Below are 16154 nucleotides of genomic sequence, written 5' to 3'. Positions count from 1 at the left end.
GGCGTCAGCTCGCCCGCGCCCGCGTGTCGCTGCTGCGCCGCCGGGACAACCGCGGCGGGACGAGGGTCGGCCCCGGCGCGGGCGCCCCGGCCAGGGCGGCGACCAGCAGGCGCACCGCCCGGTCCCCCGCCTCGCCGACCGGCAGGTGCACCGACGTCATCGGCGGGCTCAGCCGCTCGGCCACCTCGTCCGCGCACACCGCCACCACGGCCACGTCGTGCGGCACGCGCCGACCCAGGTCGCGCAGGGCGGCCGGCACGTCGCCGAGCACGGCTTCGTTGTGCACCACCACGGCGGTCGCGCCGGGCAGGTCGCGGAGCAGCGCGGCCAGCGCGCGGGGCAGCGGCTCGTCGACCGGTCGCGCGGTGTGCTCGACGTCCCGGCGCAGCGCGGCGGCGGTGAACGCGGTCATCGTGCGGCCCGCGAACCCGGTGTCGCGGCGGTAGGCGGCGCTGGGTTCGCCGAGGAACCCGACGCTGCGGTGACCGAGGCCGACCAGGTGGTCGAGGCAGTCGGACATGGCGGCGGTGAAGTCGAGGTCCACCCGCAGCACGCCCTCGGTGCTGGCCGGCGCGCCGATCGCGACCACCGGCAGGCGGCAGGCGCGCAGCGGCGGCAGGCGCGGGTCGTGCGCCTCGACGTCCACCACGACCAGCCCGTCGACCTGGCCCTTGCGCGCCGCGCGGCGCAGCCCCGCCTCGCCGCGGTCGGCGGTGACCAGCAGGACGTCCAGCCCGTGCCGGTCGGCGGCGTCCACCACGGCGTCCACGAGCCGGGTCGAGGAGCGCGGGGCGAAGCTCTCGGACAGCACCAGCGCCAGCCGGTCCACCCGCTCGACGGGCGCCGCCGCCGACCGCGCGTAGCCCAGCGCCCGGATGCTGCGCTCGATCCTGGACCTGGTCTGCGGCGACACCGCCCGGTTGCCGGTCAGCACGTAGGACACGGTGCTCCGGGCCACGCCGGCGTGGCGCGCGACATCGCCGAGCGTGACCACTCCGAACTCCCTCGTCCGACGGTCCGAAACTCTTTCGCGGGCACAGTATGTGCCACCGCCGCGACGGCCGACAAGATCCGCCGTCCGCCGTCCCGGTCCTTCCCGGTACCGGTGCTCAGAGGTCGGCGAACCCCACGACCCGGTCGGCGACGGCGTCGAGCAGCGGGCGGTCGTGCGAGACGGCGAGCACGCCGATGCCCCGGGCGCGGGCGGTGGCGAGGAGGAGGTGCCAGACCTCGGCCTGGCCGATGGGGTCGAGGCTGGCGCTGATCTCGTCGGCGACCAGGTAGCGGGGACCGGCGAGCAGCGCGCGGGCGAGGGCGACGCGTTGCGCCTCGCCGCCGCTGATCTCGTGCGGGAAGCGGTCGAGCAGCGACGGCGGCACCAGGTCGGAGGTGTCGGCGGGCCCCGCCTCGGCCAGCGCGGCCCGGACCTTCCACCGCGGGTCCAGGGCGAGGTGGGCGTGCTGGAGCACGAGCTGGACCGGGTTGGGCACGCCGCGCCGCCGGTCCGGGGCGGCCGGCCGGCCGTCGGCGGAGACCGCGCCGCGGGCGGGCGCGAGGTGGCCCGCGAGGAGCCGGCCGAGGGTGCTCTTGCCCGCGCCGCTGGGCCCGTGCAGGCCCACGACCTCGCCCGGCGCCACGGTGAGCGAGGCGTCGCGGACGACCCACGGCGTCGTGCGGCGGTAGCGGAACCACACGTCCCGCGCCTGGAGCGTCACGCGTCCTCCGACAGGTCGGGTTCCCCGGTGGGCAGGTGGAAGCCGTTGGCGGGCAGGGCCCGCCAGAGGGCCCGGGTGTAGGGGTGGGCGAGGTCGCCGGCGCGGAAGTCGGCGGGGCGGGCCTCGTCGACGGTGCGGCCGTCGCGGCAGACGACGACCCGGTCGGCCACCTCCAGCGCGGCGGCGAGGTCGTGCGTGATGAGCACGACGGCGCGGTCCTGGTCGGCGATGCGGCGCAGTTCGGCGAGCACGGCGCGCACCGACTCCGGCGGCAGGCCGGGGGTGGGTTCGTCGGCGAGCACGAGGGCGGGGTCGGCCATCATCGCCATCGCGGTGAGCACGCGCCGGACCATGCCGCCGGACAGCTGGTGCGGGTGCCGCCCGGCGACCTCGGGGCCGAGGCCCCGCCCGGCCAGGGCGGTGGAGGCGGCCTCGCGCGGCGCGGGCAGCCCGGCCAGCCGCGCGGAGCGGCGGACCTGGCGGCCCACCGGGGTCACGGGGTCGAGGAAGGTCACGGACTGGGGCAGCAGGGTGATGTCCCGGCCCGCGCGGGCACGGCGCGCCGCCGGGGCGAGGACGACGCCGTCGAACGCGACGACGCCGCTCTCCGAGGCGTTGGGCGGGAGCATCCCCAGCACGGCGTGCGCGAGCAGGCTCTTGCCCGCGCCGCTCGCGCCGACCAGGGCGACCAGCTCGCCCCGGTCGGCGGTGAGGTCCATGCCGGACAGCGCGGTGACGGTGCGGCGGCGCAGGCCCCGGTCGTACTGGGTGAACGACACCGTGAGGCCGGTGACGCCGAGCAGCGGGCTCACAGGTGGTGGCTCCTCGGGTCGACCAGCGAGCGCAGGTTCTCGCCGATGCCGTCCACGGCCTTGACCACGAGCAGCAGGCACAGGCCGGGCAGGACCGCGAGCCACCACGCGCCCGCCGACAGGAAGCGCATGGACTCGGCCAGCAGGATGCCGGTGGACGGTTCGGCCGGGTCGACGCCGAGGCCCAGGAACGACAGCGCCGCCTCGTGCAGGATCGCGTGCGGGAACAGCAGGACCGTCCCGACCAGGAAGTGCCCGGCCAGGTGCCCGGCGACGTGCCGGCGGGCGACCCACCAGCGGCCCCGGCCCAGGTTCGCGGCGACGGCGACGTAGTCGGAGGTGACGACCCGGCGCGCCTGGCCGCGCAGCACGCGGGTCAGGGTGGGCCAGTGCGTCACGGCCACCGCGGTGATCACCGCGTCCGTGCCGCCGCCCAGGGCGAAGGCCAGCAGGAGCAGCAGCACGAGGTGCGGCAGCGCCAGGAACAGGTCCACCAGCCAGCCGACGGCGGCGTCGACCTTCGGCCCGCCGACGGTGGCGGCGCAGGCCAGGACCAGGGCGATGGCGGCGGAGATCGCGGCGGCGGTCGTGCCGACGACCAGGCTGAGCCGCAGGCCGGACAGCACGCGGGCGAGCACGTCGCGGCCCAGCCAGTCGGTGCCGAACCAGTGCCCGGCCGACGGCGCGCCGTTGCGCTCGCCCAACGACGTGGTCTGCGCCGCGTCCTGGGCGAGCGCGCCCGCCACGACGACGGCGAGCACGAGGACCGTGGACAGCCCGAGCTGCACCAGCGTGCGGGTGCGCCGGTCGAGCGCGGCGGTCACCGGGCCACCGCCCTCGGGTCGAGCAGGGCGTGCGCGCGGTCGCCGACGAGGTTGCCCGCGAACACCAGGACCGCGGTGAACAGCGCGATGCCCAGCAGCAGCGGCACGTCCTGGCCGAGCGCCGCCGTCGTGGTCGCCGCGCCCAGCCCCGGGTAGGAGAACACCTGCTCGGCGAGCACCGACCCCCCGAACAGCTCCCCGACGGACCCGAACTGGAGCAGCAGCGCCGGGGCGGCGGCGTTGCGCACGACCCGGTGCAGCACGAGGCCCCACCCCCGTTCGCCCTGCGCCCGCGCGAACGCCACGTGGTCCGAGGCCAGCGCCTCCACCACCGCCTGCCTGGTGTGCAGCACCACCGGCGCGATCCCCACCACGCTCAACGTGAGCGCGGGCAGCGCCAGGTGCGCCAGCCGGTCGGCCAAGCCGACCTCGTCCGCCGGCACGCCGATCGGCACCGCGCAGCACACCGGCGCCCAGTTCAGCGAGACCGCGAACGCGTAGAGCAGCAGCAGCCCCACCCAGAACACCGGCGCGGACGCCAGCGCGTACGAGAACCAGGTGATCGCCCGGTCGGCGAGCCGCCCCCGGCGCACGCCGGCGACGAGGCCCAGCGCGAACCCGAGCAGCCCGGACAGCAGCCAGGCCACCGCCATCAACGCCAGGCTGGTCGGGAACCTGTCCCCGATCACCTCCAGCACCGGCCGGTTGAACGTGAGCGAGAAGCCGAAGTCCCCGCCGAGCAGGTTGCCCGCCCAGCTGAGGAACCGCTCGTGCGCCGGGGCGTCCAGGCCCCACCGCTCGGCGATCAGCGCCCGCTGCTCCGGGCCCAGCGACGCCACGTCCGCGCCCACGTAGGCCGCGACCGGGTCGACGGGCGAGTTCACCACCAGGGCGAACGACCCGACGGCGACCGCGGTGAGCAGCAGGGCGAGGCGGCCGAGGCGGCTCGCGACGGCGGTCAGCACGTCCAGCGCCAGCCGGTGATGCCCTGCGTGACCGGCCAGCCGTGCCCGTGCGGCTCCACCTGGGTCCGGCCCAGGTCGAGGCACGCGTCGACGTAGTAGGTGTGGTCGAGGTTGACCAGCCACGCCCAGGCCGCGTCGCCCGCCGGGCCGAACGCCCGTTGCGCCGCCTTCCAGTGCGCGGTCGCCCGCTCGGGGTCGGTGGCGGCCAGGCCGGCGGCCAGCTCGGCGTCCACGGTGGCGTTGCGGTAGAAGCCGGGGTTCCACAGCTCCACGCCGGCCCGCGCCGACGAGTACAGGTTGACCACCTCGGTCGGGTCGTGGCTGCCCCAGCCGAACAGCACCGGGTCGGCGTGCATCCGGGTGCGGATGACGTCCCAGCCCTCGCCCTTCGGCGTCACCGCGATGCCGATCGGCTCCAGCATGTCGGCGACGGCGAGCGCCAGGCCCTGCCGCAGCGAGTCGCCCGCCGGGTAGAGCAGCGGGAACCCGGCCTCGACCCCGTCGCGCTCGCGGACCCCGTCGCCGTCGGCGTCGACCCACCCGGCGGCGTCCAGCGCCCTCCTCGCCGCCTCGGGGTCGTCGTCGCGCACCGCGGTCGACGGCTCGTACCAGGGCAGCCCGTCGACGGGGCCGGTGGCGGGGCGGCCGAAGCCGTTGAGCACGCCGTCCACCAGGGCCCGCCGGTCCAGCGCCAGGTTGACCGCGCGGCGCACGGCGACGTCCGAGGTCACGTCGTTGCCGACCGGCCGTCCCTCGGCGGTGGTGCGGCCGGTGGGTTCGAAGGGGAACGCGATGCCGCGGTTGTCCACGGACTCGACCCGGACGAGCCGCATGCCGGGCAGGTCGCCGCCGGCCAGCGACGAGGGCAGCGCGGCCACGTCGACCTGGCCCGCCCGTGCCGCGGCCAGGCTCGCGTCCTCGCCGGTGAAGACGAAGACCACGCGCTCGAACGCGGGCTTCGCGCCGTAGTAGGCGTCGTTGCGCCGCACGATGAGCTGCTGGCCCTCGTCCCACTGCTCGAACACGAACGGCCCCGAGCCGACCGGCCGGCGCGCGTAGTCCGGCCCGTGGGCGTGCTCCGGCACGATCCCCAGCGACACCAGGCGGTTGACGAACGTGCTCTGCGGCTCGGTCAACCGCAGCTCCACGGTGTCCTCGTCGACCGCGACCGCCTCGTCCAGCGCAGTCACGTCGGTGAGGCCGCCGCTACGGGCGGCGGTGGTGAAGGTGTAGGCCACGTCCCGCGCGGTGACCGGGCGCCCGTCGCTGAACACCGCGTCGGTCCGCAGGTCGACCGTCCACACCAGACCGTCCGGGCCGACCTCGTACCGGGTGGCCAGGTCGTTGACCACGTTCAGGTCGGCGTCGCGCGCCAGCAGCGTGGACTGGAACAGCGGCGAGCCGTAGCGGCCCCACCCCAGGGTCGGGTCGTAGCCCTCGGCCGACTCGCCGCCGATCGCCAGCCGCAGCTCGGTCGGCGTGCCGCCCGCTCCCCGGTCGGCCGTCGAGCACGCCGACGCGGCCAGCGCGGCCACGACCGCGACCGCGGCCCCCTGCCGGAACCCGCGCACGCCACCACCCCTCCCACCGTCACTGTTGCCGGTAATTCGTAACAAGCAATCATTGGCAGCAGGGACGGATGTGCGTCACCTCACAAGATCCGCCGGCGGGCGCGTGACCTGGTGCGGGTGCGACACTGGACGGGTTGGCGCTCCTCCCGGCGAGGACGATCCGGGAGGCGTGCCGTGGTCGAAGTGGTGTCCGTCGTCGCGCTGCTCGCGGTCCTCGCGTTCGCCGTGCTGCGACCGCGCGGGCTGCCCGAGGCGGTGGCGGCGGTGCCCGCGGCGGGCGTGGTGCTCGCGGTCGGCGCGATCGGGCCGGCCGAGGCGCTCGACGAGGTGGCGCGGCTCGCCCCGGTGGTCGGCTTCCTGGCGGCGGTGCTGGTGCTGGCGCGGCTGTGCGACGACGAGGGGCTGTTCCACGCGGCCGGCGTGCTGCTCGCGCGGGCCGGGCGCGGCGGGCCGGTGCCCCTGCTGCGGATGGTCTTCCTCGTGGCGGCGGGCATCACGGCGGTGCTCAGCCTGGACGCGACGGTCGTGCTGCTCACGCCGGTCGTCCTGGCCACGGCGGCGCGCCTGGGCGTCCGCTCCCGCCCGCACGTGTACGCGTGCGCGCACCTGTCGAACTCGGCGTCGCTGCTGCTGCCGGTGTCGAACCTGACGAACCTGCTCGCGTTCACCGCCACCGGCGTGTCGTTCCTGCGCTTCACCGCCCTGATGGCCGTGCCGTGGGCGCTCGCGGTCGCGGTCGAGTACGCGGCGCTGCGCCGGTTCTTCGCCGCCGACCTGACCGCGCCGCCCGAACCCGGCACGGCTCCCCCGCCCGCGCGCGAGGTGCCGGTGTTCGTGCTGGTGGTGCTGGGGCTGACCCTGGTCGGCTTCCTGGTGGCGTCGCTGCTGGGCGTCGACCCGGCGTGGGTGGCGTTCGGGGGCGCGGTGGTCCTCGCCGTGCGCGCCCTGCGCCGCCGGCACACCACCCCGGCCGCCCTGGTCGGCGCGGCGGGCCTGCCGTTCCTGGCGTTCGTGCTCGCCCTGGGCGTCGTCGTGCGGGCCGTGGTCGACAACGGCCTGGCCGGGGCGCTGGCGCACGCCGTGCCCACCGGCCCGTCGCTCGCGGCCCTGCTCGGCGCGGCCGCCGTCGCCGCCGTGCTGGCGAACCTGATCAACAACCTGCCCGCGGTCCTGGTGCTGCTCCCCCTCGCGGCGGCCGGCGGCACCCCGACCGTGCTGGCCGTGCTGATCGGCGTCAACCTGGGGCCGAACCTGACCTACGTGGGCTCGCTGGCCACCCTGCTGTGGCGGCGCGTCCTGCACCACCACGACACCCCCACCGACCTGGGCGAGTTCACCAGGCTGGGCCTGCTCACCGTGCCCGCCTCGCTGGTGCTGTCGGTGACGGGGCTGTGGGCGGTGCTCGCGCTCACCGGGTGACGCGCAGCTCGGCGCCCTCCGCCTCGACCCGCACGCCGTCCACCGACACGGCCCACCGGGACGGGGCCGGGTCGGCGTGGACCACCACCGACGAGGCGTGGCGGTCCACCCGGAAGGTCGTGCCGCCCACCACCACCTCGCGCGAGCCCTCGGACAGCTCGTACAGGTGCAGGGTGACGCCCTCCGCGTAGTCGTAGTCCGGCCGGTCGTCGACCGCGCCCACCGGCAGCACGGTGTCCGGCCGCACCAGCAGCGGGACGGTGCGGAAGTCGCAGCGGTCGCGGACCCAGCGGGGGCCGTGCACGACCTCCCCGGTGAGCAGGTGCGTCCACGCGCCCCCCGGCACGTAGTAGGTGACATCGCCCTCGTCGGAGAACACCGGCGCGACCAGCAGGGAGTCGCCGAGCAGGTACTGGCGCTCCAGGTGCGTGCACGCCGGGTCGTCGGGGAACTCCAGGACCATCGCGCGCATCACCGGCACGCCCTCGTCGCACGCCTGCCGCGCCGCCCGGTCCAGGTACGGCATCAGGCGCAGCTTCAGCTTCGTGAACAGCCGCAGCACCTCCACCGACTCCTCGTCGAACAGCCACGGCACCCGGTAGGACGAGCTGCCGTGCAGCCTGCTGTGCGAGGACAGCAGGCCGAAGGCGATCCACCGCTTGAACAGCGCCGGCGACGGCAGGCCCTCGAAGCCGCCGATGTCGTGGCTCCAGAACCCGAAGCCCGACACGCCCAGCGACAGGCCACCGCGCAGGCTCTCCGCCATCGACTCGTAGGTGGACTCGCAGTCGCCGCCCCAGTGCACGGGGAACTGCTGCGACCCCGCCGTGGCCGACCGGGCGAACACCACGGCGTCGCCGTCGCCGCGCCGCGCGCGCAGCACGTCGAACACCGTGCGGTTGTAGAGGTACGTGTAGTGGTTGTGCATCCGCCCGGGGTCCGAGCCGTCGTGGTGGACGACGTCGGTGGGCACGCGTTCGCCGAAGTCGGTCTTGAAGCAGTCGACGCCCTGGGCCAGCAGGGCGTCCAGCTTCGCCGCGTACCAGTCGCGGGCCGCCGGGCTCGTGAAGTCCACCAGCGCCATGCCGGGCTGCCAGAGGTCCCACTGCCACACGTCGCCGTCGGGCCGGCGCAGCAGGTGGCCGTGCTCCTTCCCCTCGGCGAACAGCGGCGAGCGCTGCGCGACGTACGGGTTGATCCACAGCGAGACGCGCAGGCCGCGGGCGTGCAGCCGGTCGAGCATCCCGACCGGGTCGGGGAACACGCGCGGGTCCCACTCGAAGTCGCACCAGCGGTGCTCGCGCATCCAGAAGCAGTCGAAGTGGAAGACGCTGAGCGGCAGGTCGCGCTCGGCCATCCCGTCGAGGAACCCGGTCACCGTCCCCTCGTCGTAGGAGGTGGTGAACGACGTCGACAGCCACAGCCCGAACGACCACGCGGGCGGCAGCGCGGGACGGCCGGTCAGCGCGGTGTACCGGCGCAGGACCTCGCGCGGCGTGGGTCCGTGGACGACGAAGTACTCCAGCGCCTGCCCCTCGACGCTGAACTGGACCTTGCCCACCGCCTCCGAGCCGACCTCGAACGACACGTGCCCGGGGTGGTTCACGAACACGCCGTACCCGGCGTTGGTCAGGTAGAACGGCACGTTCTTGTACGCCTGCTCGCTGCTGGTGCCGCCGTCGGCGTTCCACACGTCGACGGTCTGGCCGTTGCGCACGAGCGGCCCGAACCGCTCCCCCAGCCCGTACACGACGTCGCCGACGCCCAGGTCGAGCTGCTCGCGGACGTGGTGCACGCCGTCCACGGTCATCAGGCCGATGCCCTTGGCCCCGCTGCCGGTCAGCAGCCGCCCGCCCGCGCTGAACTCGACGCGCCACCCGTCGTCCCGGCGCACGCGCAGCGACAGCCCGCCGGACACCACGGTCAGGCCGGTGTCGTCGTCCACCACCTTGGGCTCGTGCGCCGGGTCCGCCGCCAGGGCGAAGTGCGGCCCGGGGTCCTCGCCGCCGGTGAAGTGCTCGATCCGCACGCCGATCACGTCGGGCATCGGCGAGGTCACGCGCAGGGTCACCACCGGCCCGGTGAGGGTGTCGCCCCGGTGCCTGATCGGCCTGGTCGGCGCGTGCACGACGACCTCGCCGTCACCGGTCTCGACCTCGCGCACCTGCGCCGGGTGCGCCGCCTCGACGCCCGCCCGCAGCAGCCAGTACCCGTCGCTGAACCTCATTTGACCGCTCCCGCCGTGGTGCCGCGGGTCAGCGCCCGCTGGAAGACCAGGAAGAACACGACGGCCGGGACCAGGCCGAGCAGCGCCGACGCGCTGGTGGCGGTCGCGTCCATCATCCGCTGCCCCTGCAGGACGCCCAGCGCCACCGGCACGGTCTGGTTCTCGTTGGAGATCAGCAGCACCAGCGGCAGGAAGAACTCGTTCCACGTCCAGATGAAGAAGAACACGAACAGCACGCCCAGGGTCGGCCTGCTGACCGGCACCACGACCCGCACCAGCACCTGCCACTTGCCCGCGCCGTCGATCCGGGCGGCCTCCAGCAGCTCGCGCGGGAACCCGCCCAGCGTCGAGGTGAGCAGGTAGGTGCCGAACGCGGCCTGGATGACGGTGAAGACGACGACCACGGCCGTCTTGGTGTCGTACAGGCCGACCTGGTTGGTCAGGAAGTACAGCGGGTAGACCAGGGCCTCCTGCGGCAGGGTGTTCGCGAGCAGGAACAGCACCAGGACCGACAGCCTGCCGCGCACCCGCCCGATGCCCAGCGCGTAGGCGTTGAGGACGGACACCACGACCGCCAGCACGGCGACGGACCCGCTGATCACGACGCTGTTGAGCAGCTTCTCGCCGAAGTCGACGCGGTCCCAGAAGGCGATGATCCCGTCGAGCGTCACGGTCCCGGGCAGGCTGAGGGGACCGCCGGTGGAGTAGTCCTCGGGCGTCTTGACCGCGTTCAGCACGACCAGGGCGAACGGCGCGAGCACCGCGGCGGCCAGCAGCACGACGGACCACAGCACGACGTGCCGCCCCACCGCCCGCGCCACCCCTCCCCGGGCCACCGGAGCCCGTGCCACCGGAACCCGGGCCACCGGAGCCCGCCCCATCAGCGCTCACCCCGGTCCTGCACGCGCAGGAACACGGCCGTGAGCACCAGCACCAGCGCGGTCAGCACGGTCGCGATCGCCGCGCCGTAGCCCACGCGGGTCTTCTCGAAGAAGTTCTGGAACGAGTAGTACGCCGGGACGTTCGTCGCGCCGCCCGGACCGCCCCGGGTGAGCACGTAGATCGGGGCGAACACCTTGAGCGCGGCGATCGTGCAGGTCAGCAGGACCACGAACACCTCAGGGCGCAGCTGCGGCACGGTGACGTGCCGGAACCGGTCCCACCAGGACGCGCCGTCCAGCTCGGCGGCCTCGTGCAGCGACGGGTCGATCCGCCGCATCCCGGCCATGAACACGACCAGCGGGTAGCCGAGCTGGACCCACACCAGCACGCCCATCACCGTCCACAGCGCCAGGTCGGGGTCGCCGAGCCAGTTGCCCGCCAGCCCGCCGAGGCCGAGCGCGCGCAGCACCTCGTTGAGCGCGCCGTCCGCCGGGGCCAGCACCCAGCCCCACACGATCCCGGCGACCGCGAAGGGCAGCACCTGCGGCAGGTAGAGGCACGCCCGCAGCACGGTCGCCGCCCGGTCGCCGAACCGCGTCGCGATGTGGTCGAACAGGACCGAGGCGAGGACCAGGCCGATCGCCGTGGGCACGATCGCCATCGCGACGACCAGCCCGACGTTGTGCCGGAACGACGCCCAGAACGCGCCGTCCGACACGAGCCGCCGGTAGTTGTCGACGCCCACCCACTCCGGCGCGCCGACGCCGGACCACTCGGTGAAACTGATGCCGACGTTCATGCCGAACGGCACCAGCACCACCGCCACCAGCAGCAGCGCTCCGGGCAGGAGGAACAGCAGGTAGGACCCTCGGTCTCGGACAGCCCCGGGGAGCGGGCTCATTTCCCGACGCTCGCCAGGTTCTCCTTGTAGTAATCGGCCAACTCGGTCAGCACCTCGTGCGGTCCGAGCTGCCCGGTGATCAGCTTCTGCACGGACGAGACCTGCACGTCGTAGAAGCCGGGCGCGGGCCAGTCCGGGTAGTACGCCAGCCGGTCGCCGGTGCTCAGCTCGCGGAAGCCGTCGGCCAGCGCCTGCGTTCCCGGGTCGGTCGCGGGCGCGTCGCCGGGGGCGAGGGCCACGCCGCCCGCCTCGCGCAGCGCGTCCTGCACCTCGGTCGACAGGGTGATGTCGATGAAGTCGTAGGCGAGCTTCTTGTTCCGCGCGCCCTTCGGCACGACCCACAGGTTGCCGCTGGAGCCCGAGGTCATCCCCGGCCACGCGGTGGTCCCCCACCGGAAGTCCTTCACCTGGGAGCGCACGCGGCCGTACCACCAACTCCCGCTGATCATGATCGGGTGCTTGCCCTGCATGAACGCCAGGCCCATGTCCTCGGCCTTCAGCCCGGCGGAGTCCTTGTCGACGTACCCCTCGCGCAGCCACTTCGCGAACGTCTCCGCGCCGTGCACCCACGCCTTGTCGTGGAAGTTCACGTCGCCGGTGTAGCGCTGGTACCGGTCGACCCAGTCGCGGTCGGCCTGGGTCAGCGCCAGCTGGTAGAAGACCTGGTGCGCCGGGTACTCCGCGCCGCCCAGGGCCAGTGGCGTGATGCCCGCGGCGACGAACCGCGCCATCGCGGCGGTCAGCTCGTCCAGCGTGGTGGGCACCGGGACGCCGTGCTGCTCGAACAGGTCCCGGTTGTAGTAGACCAGCACGTACTCGGCGTAGTTCGGCACGCCGAACCACTTGCCCGAGCCCATCACGCCGCGCTCGTCGTAGCGGGCGGTGGTGTCGACGCCGGGGCCGACCCGGCGGTCCCAGCCCCGGGCGGTGACCTCGGCGCTCAGGTCGGTCAGCAGGCCCTGCTTCGACAGCAGACCGGCGGTCGCGTTGCCCTTGTTGTACTCCAGCACGTCGGGCGCGTCCTTCGAGCCCATGACCATCGGCGCGGTCTTCTGGACCTGCTCGAAGCCCTTCTCCTCGAACCGCACCTCGACGCCGGGGTGCGACGCCTCGAACAGCTCGATCGCCTTGGCCCAGGCCACGCCCATGGCGCTGTCGGGCCCCTCGTAGTGCCAGAGGACGAGGCTCTTGCCGTCCTCTGCCTCCTCCGCGCCGCCGCACCCGGCCACGGCCATCAGCGCGGCGACCGCGGCCACCAGGATTCGTCGGGTCATCGGCGTCCCTCCACAGAGGACAGGCACGGGGCGTCGTCGGGGCGTCCCGTGATCGACCATAGGGCGCGGATCGGTCCGGGCACAACGGTGATCGCGCGCCGACACCGTTGCGCCGGAACGGGAGTGCACCGCTTCAGCCCTTGCGTTCGACAGTCGTTCGATGCTGGGGCCGCCTACGGGAAAGCGCTTTCCGAAGCACGGGCGGGAGCCGAGCCGATCGGTGACGCGCTACCGCCGGAGCGGGTGGACCGCCGAGGAGGGACCGGGCGCGAGGGGACCCCGGGCACGGGAGGATCGGGCACGGGAGGATCGGGCGTGGGGGTCAGGGCTTGTCCTTGCCCTTCTTGCCGTGCTCCTCCGGTCCGCCGCCGTGCTTCCGCCCCGGTCCGCCGTGCGCCTCCACGGGCGCGGGCGGCTGGGCGGGGGCCTGCACCTCGACCGGCACCGGCACGGTCACGGTCACCGTGTCCACGACCTGCTCGACCCGCTCCACGGTCTCCACCCGGTCCGCGGCACCGACCGGCTCTGCCTGCCGCTGGGAGCTGCCGCGCGGCGGCTCGGCGCCGGGGTCGACGGTGCCGGTGGACGACCAGGCGAACCCGATCGCGCCCACCACGGCCAGCAGCCCGGCCGCCGCGAAGAGCGCGCCGCGCGGGCGGTCCACCGGCACCGGTTCGCCGTCCACCAGCACCCGCGCGCACCACGCCGCGGACGGCCGCGCGTCGGGGTCGGTCGCCGTCATCCGGCGCAGCAGCGCGGCCAGGTCCCCGGGGAGGTCGTCCGGGACGCGCGGCGGGCGGTGCAGCCGCGCCACCGCGGCCTCCACGTCGCCGCCCTCGTACTCGCGGCGCCCGGTCAGGCACTCCAGCAGCACCAGGCCCAGCGCGTAGACGTCGGCCGCCGGGCCGACCTCGTGGCCGCGCACCTGCTCGGGCGCGAGGTAGGCGGCGGTGCCGACGACCTGGTCGGCGCGGGTCAGGCGGGTCGAGTCGACCAGCCGCGCCAGCCCGAAGTCGGCGAGGAACGCGGTGCCGTCGCGGTCGAGCAGCACGTTCGACGGTTTCACGTCCCGGTGCACGACGCCGTGTCCGTGCACGTGGTCGAGCGCGTCGGCCAGCCGCGCGCCGAGCTCCCGCACCTCGTCGGCGTCGAGCGGCCCCTCCTCGACGCGGTCGCGCAGCGTGCCGCCCTCGACGAGCCGCAGCACCACGAACGCCCGGCCGTCGTCGTGCCCGGCGTCGTGCACCTCGACCAGCGCGGGGTGGGACAGGCCGGCGAGCGTGGTCACCTCGACGTCGAAGCGCCGACCGGCGGCGAGGTCCTCCCCCGGTCGGAACACCTTGACGGCGACCGGGCGCGCCAGGCGCACGTCCCAGGCGCGGTGCACGTCGGCCACGCCCCCGGTGCCGAGCAGCCCGTCGACGCGGTAGCGGCCGGCCAGCAGGTGCGCCACGGGCACCCCTCTCCTGTGGAACGTGCGGGACCACCGGGTGCCCCCCGACCGGGTGACGCAAACGGGTACCGCTACCCGGCCGACCCGCAGACGATCTCGGCCCACACGGACTTGCCGCCCCCGTCGTGCTTCCGCACACCCCACTCCGCGGCGATCTGGGCCACGATCACCATGCCCCGCCCGCGGTGGCTGCCCAGCCTGGACCGCCCCACCCGGACCCGCCCGCGCCCGCCGTCGTAGACCTCGACCCTGATGCGGCACGGGTCGTGCGTGCGGTGCAGCGCGACCCGGCGCGGCGGGCCACCGTGGTCGTAGGCGTTGGTGACCAGCTCGGTCACCACGAGGACGCAGTCGGTCACGTCGTCGTCCCCCAGGTCCGCGAGCGCCTCACCGGCCCAGCGCCGCACCGCCACCAGCGGTGGCACGTCGTCGGCGAGGTCCAGCGACAGGGTTCTCGCCCCGACCTCACCCTCTTCTGCGACGGTCACACCGATCACGCCCCCTCATGCCGAAGACGTGTAGTCGATACCCCGCGGGTGGCTGGACCAATCCACCCGGCGGGGTCGACGCGGCTCGTGCTCAGCCCTCCGCGTGGCGGGCGTCGTCCACGAACCGCTCGGCGAGGTCCCGCAGCTTCAGGTTCTCCCGCTGCGAGCGCTCCACCAGCAGGTCGAACGCCCGCTGGGCGTCGACCCGGTGGACGGCCATCACGATGCCCTTGGCCTGGTCGATCACGGCGCGCGAGGTGAGCGCGCTCTGGAGCTGCTCGGTCTGCCGCCTGGCCAGGAGGTAGCGGCGGGCGTTGCGCAGCGCCGCCTCGGACGCGGTCGTGTACAGCTCCAGCAGGGCCGCGTCGAGCTCGCGGAACCCGTGCGTCCGCTCGCTGTAGAGGTTCAGCGAACCCTGGTACTCGTCCTCCAGGACCAGCGGCGCGGACAGGTAGCTCGCCACCCCCAGCCCGTCGGCCGCCGCCGCGAACTCCGGCCACCGCTCGTGCACCTCCGCCACCGCCACCCGCTGCACGACGTGCGTCCGCGCGGCCTCCAGGCACGGGCCCTCGCCGGCCCGGTACTGCGCCAGGTCCACCCGGGCGGCCCGCTCGCCGGTCAGCGCCACCGTCGCGGGCTCGCCGCCGCGCAGCACCGTGACGCTCGCCATGTCGGCGCCGGGTATCGCGGCCACGACCTGCCGGCACACCCGATCCATGATCACCGCCAGGTCCTCCTCCTCGTCGAGGACCCTCGACAGCTCGTTCAACGCGGTGGTCACGTCGTCGAGCCGACGCAGCACCCCCGAGATCGCGGCATCCGCCGGACCCTCACCCACCTGACCGCCTCCTCGCGCCATGTCTCCTCGACAAGGGCATGACAGGATTTTGACCGACCGCGAGCCGGCTCGCACGACCCCGCGCCGCGGGCGGGCCGTCGCCGGGGGGACGACGTCGGGTCACGGGGTGGGCAGGCTCCCCGCGTGCGCGCCGCTCAGGCCGTCCAGGCAGATGCGGAGCTGGCGCCGCCACGCGCCGGGGAAGCGCTCCGCCGTCATCTGCACGACCAGGGTCAGCGAGGACAGCAGGAGCGTGAGGTCGCCGGTGGTGACGTCGGGGCGCAGCACGCCGGCCTCCTGGGCGCGGGCGCGCAGGTCGTCGACGACCGGGTTGAGCAGGCGCGTGCAGTCCGGCGCGGGACCGCGCCACGTGCCGCTGTAGGACTCGACGACGGCCCGGTGGCGGCCCTGGTTGGCCAACGCCTGCTCGAAGAAGCCCTCCAGGGCGGCCCGGGGGTCGTCGGTGTCGGCGGCGGCCTTCCTGGCGGCGCACGCCCACGCGGTGAACTCGCGGTCGAGGATCGTGCCCAGCAGGTCGTCCTTGGTCGGGAAGTGGCGGTACAGCGTGCCCATGCCCACGCCGCTGCGCTGGGCGATCTCCCGGACGTCCACGGCGCTGCCCTGCTCGGCGAGGACCTCGGTGGCCGCCTCGATGATCGCGGTGCGGTTGCGCTCGGCGTCCGCGCGCCGACCGCGCCTGGCGGTGGTGGCGTGCTGGTCGGCGGCGGTCACGGCGCTCAGCATACTGTGTCCCAAGTCCTACCGGAGCGGGTGCTCCGGTTGTG

Annotated in this window: 15 protein-coding genes; 1 reads left to right on the top strand and 14 read right to left on the bottom strand. The window is 74.6% G+C overall.

From position 1 onward, the window contains the following. Positions 1 to 4: 4 nt before the first annotated feature. The 6 genes from ACR807_RS26890 to ACR807_RS26865 form a co-directional block, all read right to left on the bottom strand. On the bottom strand, positions 5 to 994 hold the full coding sequence (locus ACR807_RS26890; protein WP_438924205.1) for a LacI family DNA-binding transcriptional regulator: 990 nt from the start codon (positions 992 to 994) through the stop codon (positions 5 to 7). A 115-nt stretch (positions 995 to 1109) separates the two neighbouring features. Then, positions 1110 to 1715, bottom strand: coding sequence for an ABC transporter ATP-binding protein (locus ACR807_RS26885; RefSeq protein ID WP_438924204.1), 606 nt, complete (start codon positions 1713 to 1715; stop codon positions 1110 to 1112). Beyond that, on the bottom strand, positions 1712 to 2527 hold the full coding sequence (locus ACR807_RS26880; protein ID WP_438924203.1) for an ATP-binding cassette domain-containing protein: 816 nt from the start codon (positions 2525 to 2527) through the stop codon (positions 1712 to 1714). The genes ACR807_RS26885 and ACR807_RS26880 overlap by 4 nt, the downstream gene beginning before the upstream one ends. Next, positions 2524 to 3351, bottom strand: coding sequence for an ABC transporter permease (locus ACR807_RS26875; protein WP_438924202.1), 828 nt, complete (start codon positions 3349 to 3351; stop codon positions 2524 to 2526). The genes ACR807_RS26880 and ACR807_RS26875 overlap by 4 nt, the downstream gene beginning before the upstream one ends. Further along, positions 3348 to 4316: an ABC transporter permease gene (locus tag ACR807_RS26870; RefSeq protein ID WP_438924201.1), complete on the bottom strand. Its 969-nt coding sequence runs from the start codon at positions 4314 to 4316 to the stop codon at positions 3348 to 3350. The genes ACR807_RS26875 and ACR807_RS26870 overlap by 4 nt, the downstream gene beginning before the upstream one ends. Next, the gene (locus tag ACR807_RS26865; RefSeq protein WP_438924200.1) at positions 4310 to 5887 is read right to left on the bottom strand and encodes an ABC transporter substrate-binding protein; all 1578 of its coding nucleotides are present in this window, start codon (positions 5885 to 5887) and stop codon (positions 4310 to 4312) included. Before ACR807_RS26865 ends, ACR807_RS26870 begins: the two co-directional genes overlap by 7 nt. A 183-nt stretch (positions 5888 to 6070) precedes the next feature. Between ACR807_RS26865 and ACR807_RS26860 the strand changes: the two genes are divergently transcribed. Then, complete coding sequence (locus ACR807_RS26860; protein WP_438924206.1) at positions 6071 to 7306, top strand: SLC13 family permease; 1236 nt, start codon at positions 6071 to 6073, stop codon at positions 7304 to 7306. On the opposite strand, the gene yicI is transcribed toward ACR807_RS26860, so the two are convergent. From yicI to ACR807_RS26820, 8 genes are all read right to left on the bottom strand, one after another. Continuing rightward, on the bottom strand, positions 7296 to 9533 hold the full coding sequence (gene yicI / locus ACR807_RS26855) for an alpha-xylosidase (RefSeq protein ID WP_438924199.1): 2238 nt from the start codon (positions 9531 to 9533) through the stop codon (positions 7296 to 7298). The genes ACR807_RS26860 and yicI overlap by 11 nt on opposite strands. Next, on the bottom strand, positions 9530 to 10354 hold the full coding sequence (locus tag ACR807_RS26850) for a carbohydrate ABC transporter permease (RefSeq protein WP_438924198.1): 825 nt from the start codon (positions 10352 to 10354) through the stop codon (positions 9530 to 9532). The genes yicI and ACR807_RS26850 overlap by 4 nt, the downstream gene beginning before the upstream one ends. A 59-nt stretch (positions 10355 to 10413) precedes the next feature. Next, positions 10414 to 11316: a carbohydrate ABC transporter permease gene (locus ACR807_RS26845; RefSeq protein ID WP_438924197.1), complete on the bottom strand. Its 903-nt coding sequence runs from the start codon at positions 11314 to 11316 to the stop codon at positions 10414 to 10416. Then, complete coding sequence (locus tag ACR807_RS26840; RefSeq protein ID WP_438924196.1) at positions 11313 to 12590, bottom strand: ABC transporter substrate-binding protein; 1278 nt, start codon at positions 12588 to 12590, stop codon at positions 11313 to 11315. Before ACR807_RS26840 ends, ACR807_RS26845 begins: the two co-directional genes overlap by 4 nt. Before the next feature lie 322 nt (positions 12591 to 12912). Then, complete coding sequence (locus ACR807_RS26835; protein WP_438924195.1) at positions 12913 to 14049, bottom strand: serine/threonine-protein kinase; 1137 nt, start codon at positions 14047 to 14049, stop codon at positions 12913 to 12915. Between the two features lie 65 nt (positions 14050 to 14114). Continuing rightward, on the bottom strand, positions 14115 to 14531 hold the full coding sequence (locus tag ACR807_RS26830; RefSeq protein WP_438924194.1) for an ATP-binding protein: 417 nt from the start codon (positions 14529 to 14531) through the stop codon (positions 14115 to 14117). Between the two features lie 91 nt (positions 14532 to 14622). Further along, on the bottom strand, positions 14623 to 15369 hold the full coding sequence (locus ACR807_RS26825) for an ANTAR domain-containing protein (RefSeq protein ID WP_438924193.1): 747 nt from the start codon (positions 15367 to 15369) through the stop codon (positions 14623 to 14625). 120 nt (positions 15370 to 15489) lie between these two features. Continuing rightward, complete coding sequence (locus ACR807_RS26820) at positions 15490 to 16101, bottom strand: TetR/AcrR family transcriptional regulator (RefSeq protein WP_438924192.1); 612 nt, start codon at positions 16099 to 16101, stop codon at positions 15490 to 15492. Positions 16102 to 16154 lie beyond the last annotated feature (53 nt).

Origin of the sequence: Saccharothrix sabaoui, from assembly GCF_051756985.1 — a bacterium.
In the GTDB taxonomy this organism is placed as follows: Bacteria; Actinomycetota; Actinomycetes; order Mycobacteriales; family Pseudonocardiaceae; genus Actinosynnema.
The sequence above is the reverse complement of the archived record's forward strand: the minus strand, read 5'-3'. Positions and strand labels throughout refer to the sequence as shown.

What these genes read in the sequence shown, in the direction of transcription:
- yicI (WP_438924199.1), bottom strand. Translation starts at nt 9,533, where the DNA reads ATGAGGTTCAGCGACGGGTACTGGCTGCTGCGGGCGGGCGTCGAGGCG.
- ACR807_RS26845 (WP_438924197.1), bottom strand. Translation starts at nt 11,316, where the DNA reads ATGAGCCCGCTCCCCGGGGCTGTCCGAGACCGAGGGTCCTACCTGCTG.
- ACR807_RS26840 (WP_438924196.1), bottom strand. Translation starts at nt 12,590, where the DNA reads ATGACCCGACGAATCCTGGTGGCCGCGGTCGCCGCGCTGATGGCCGTG.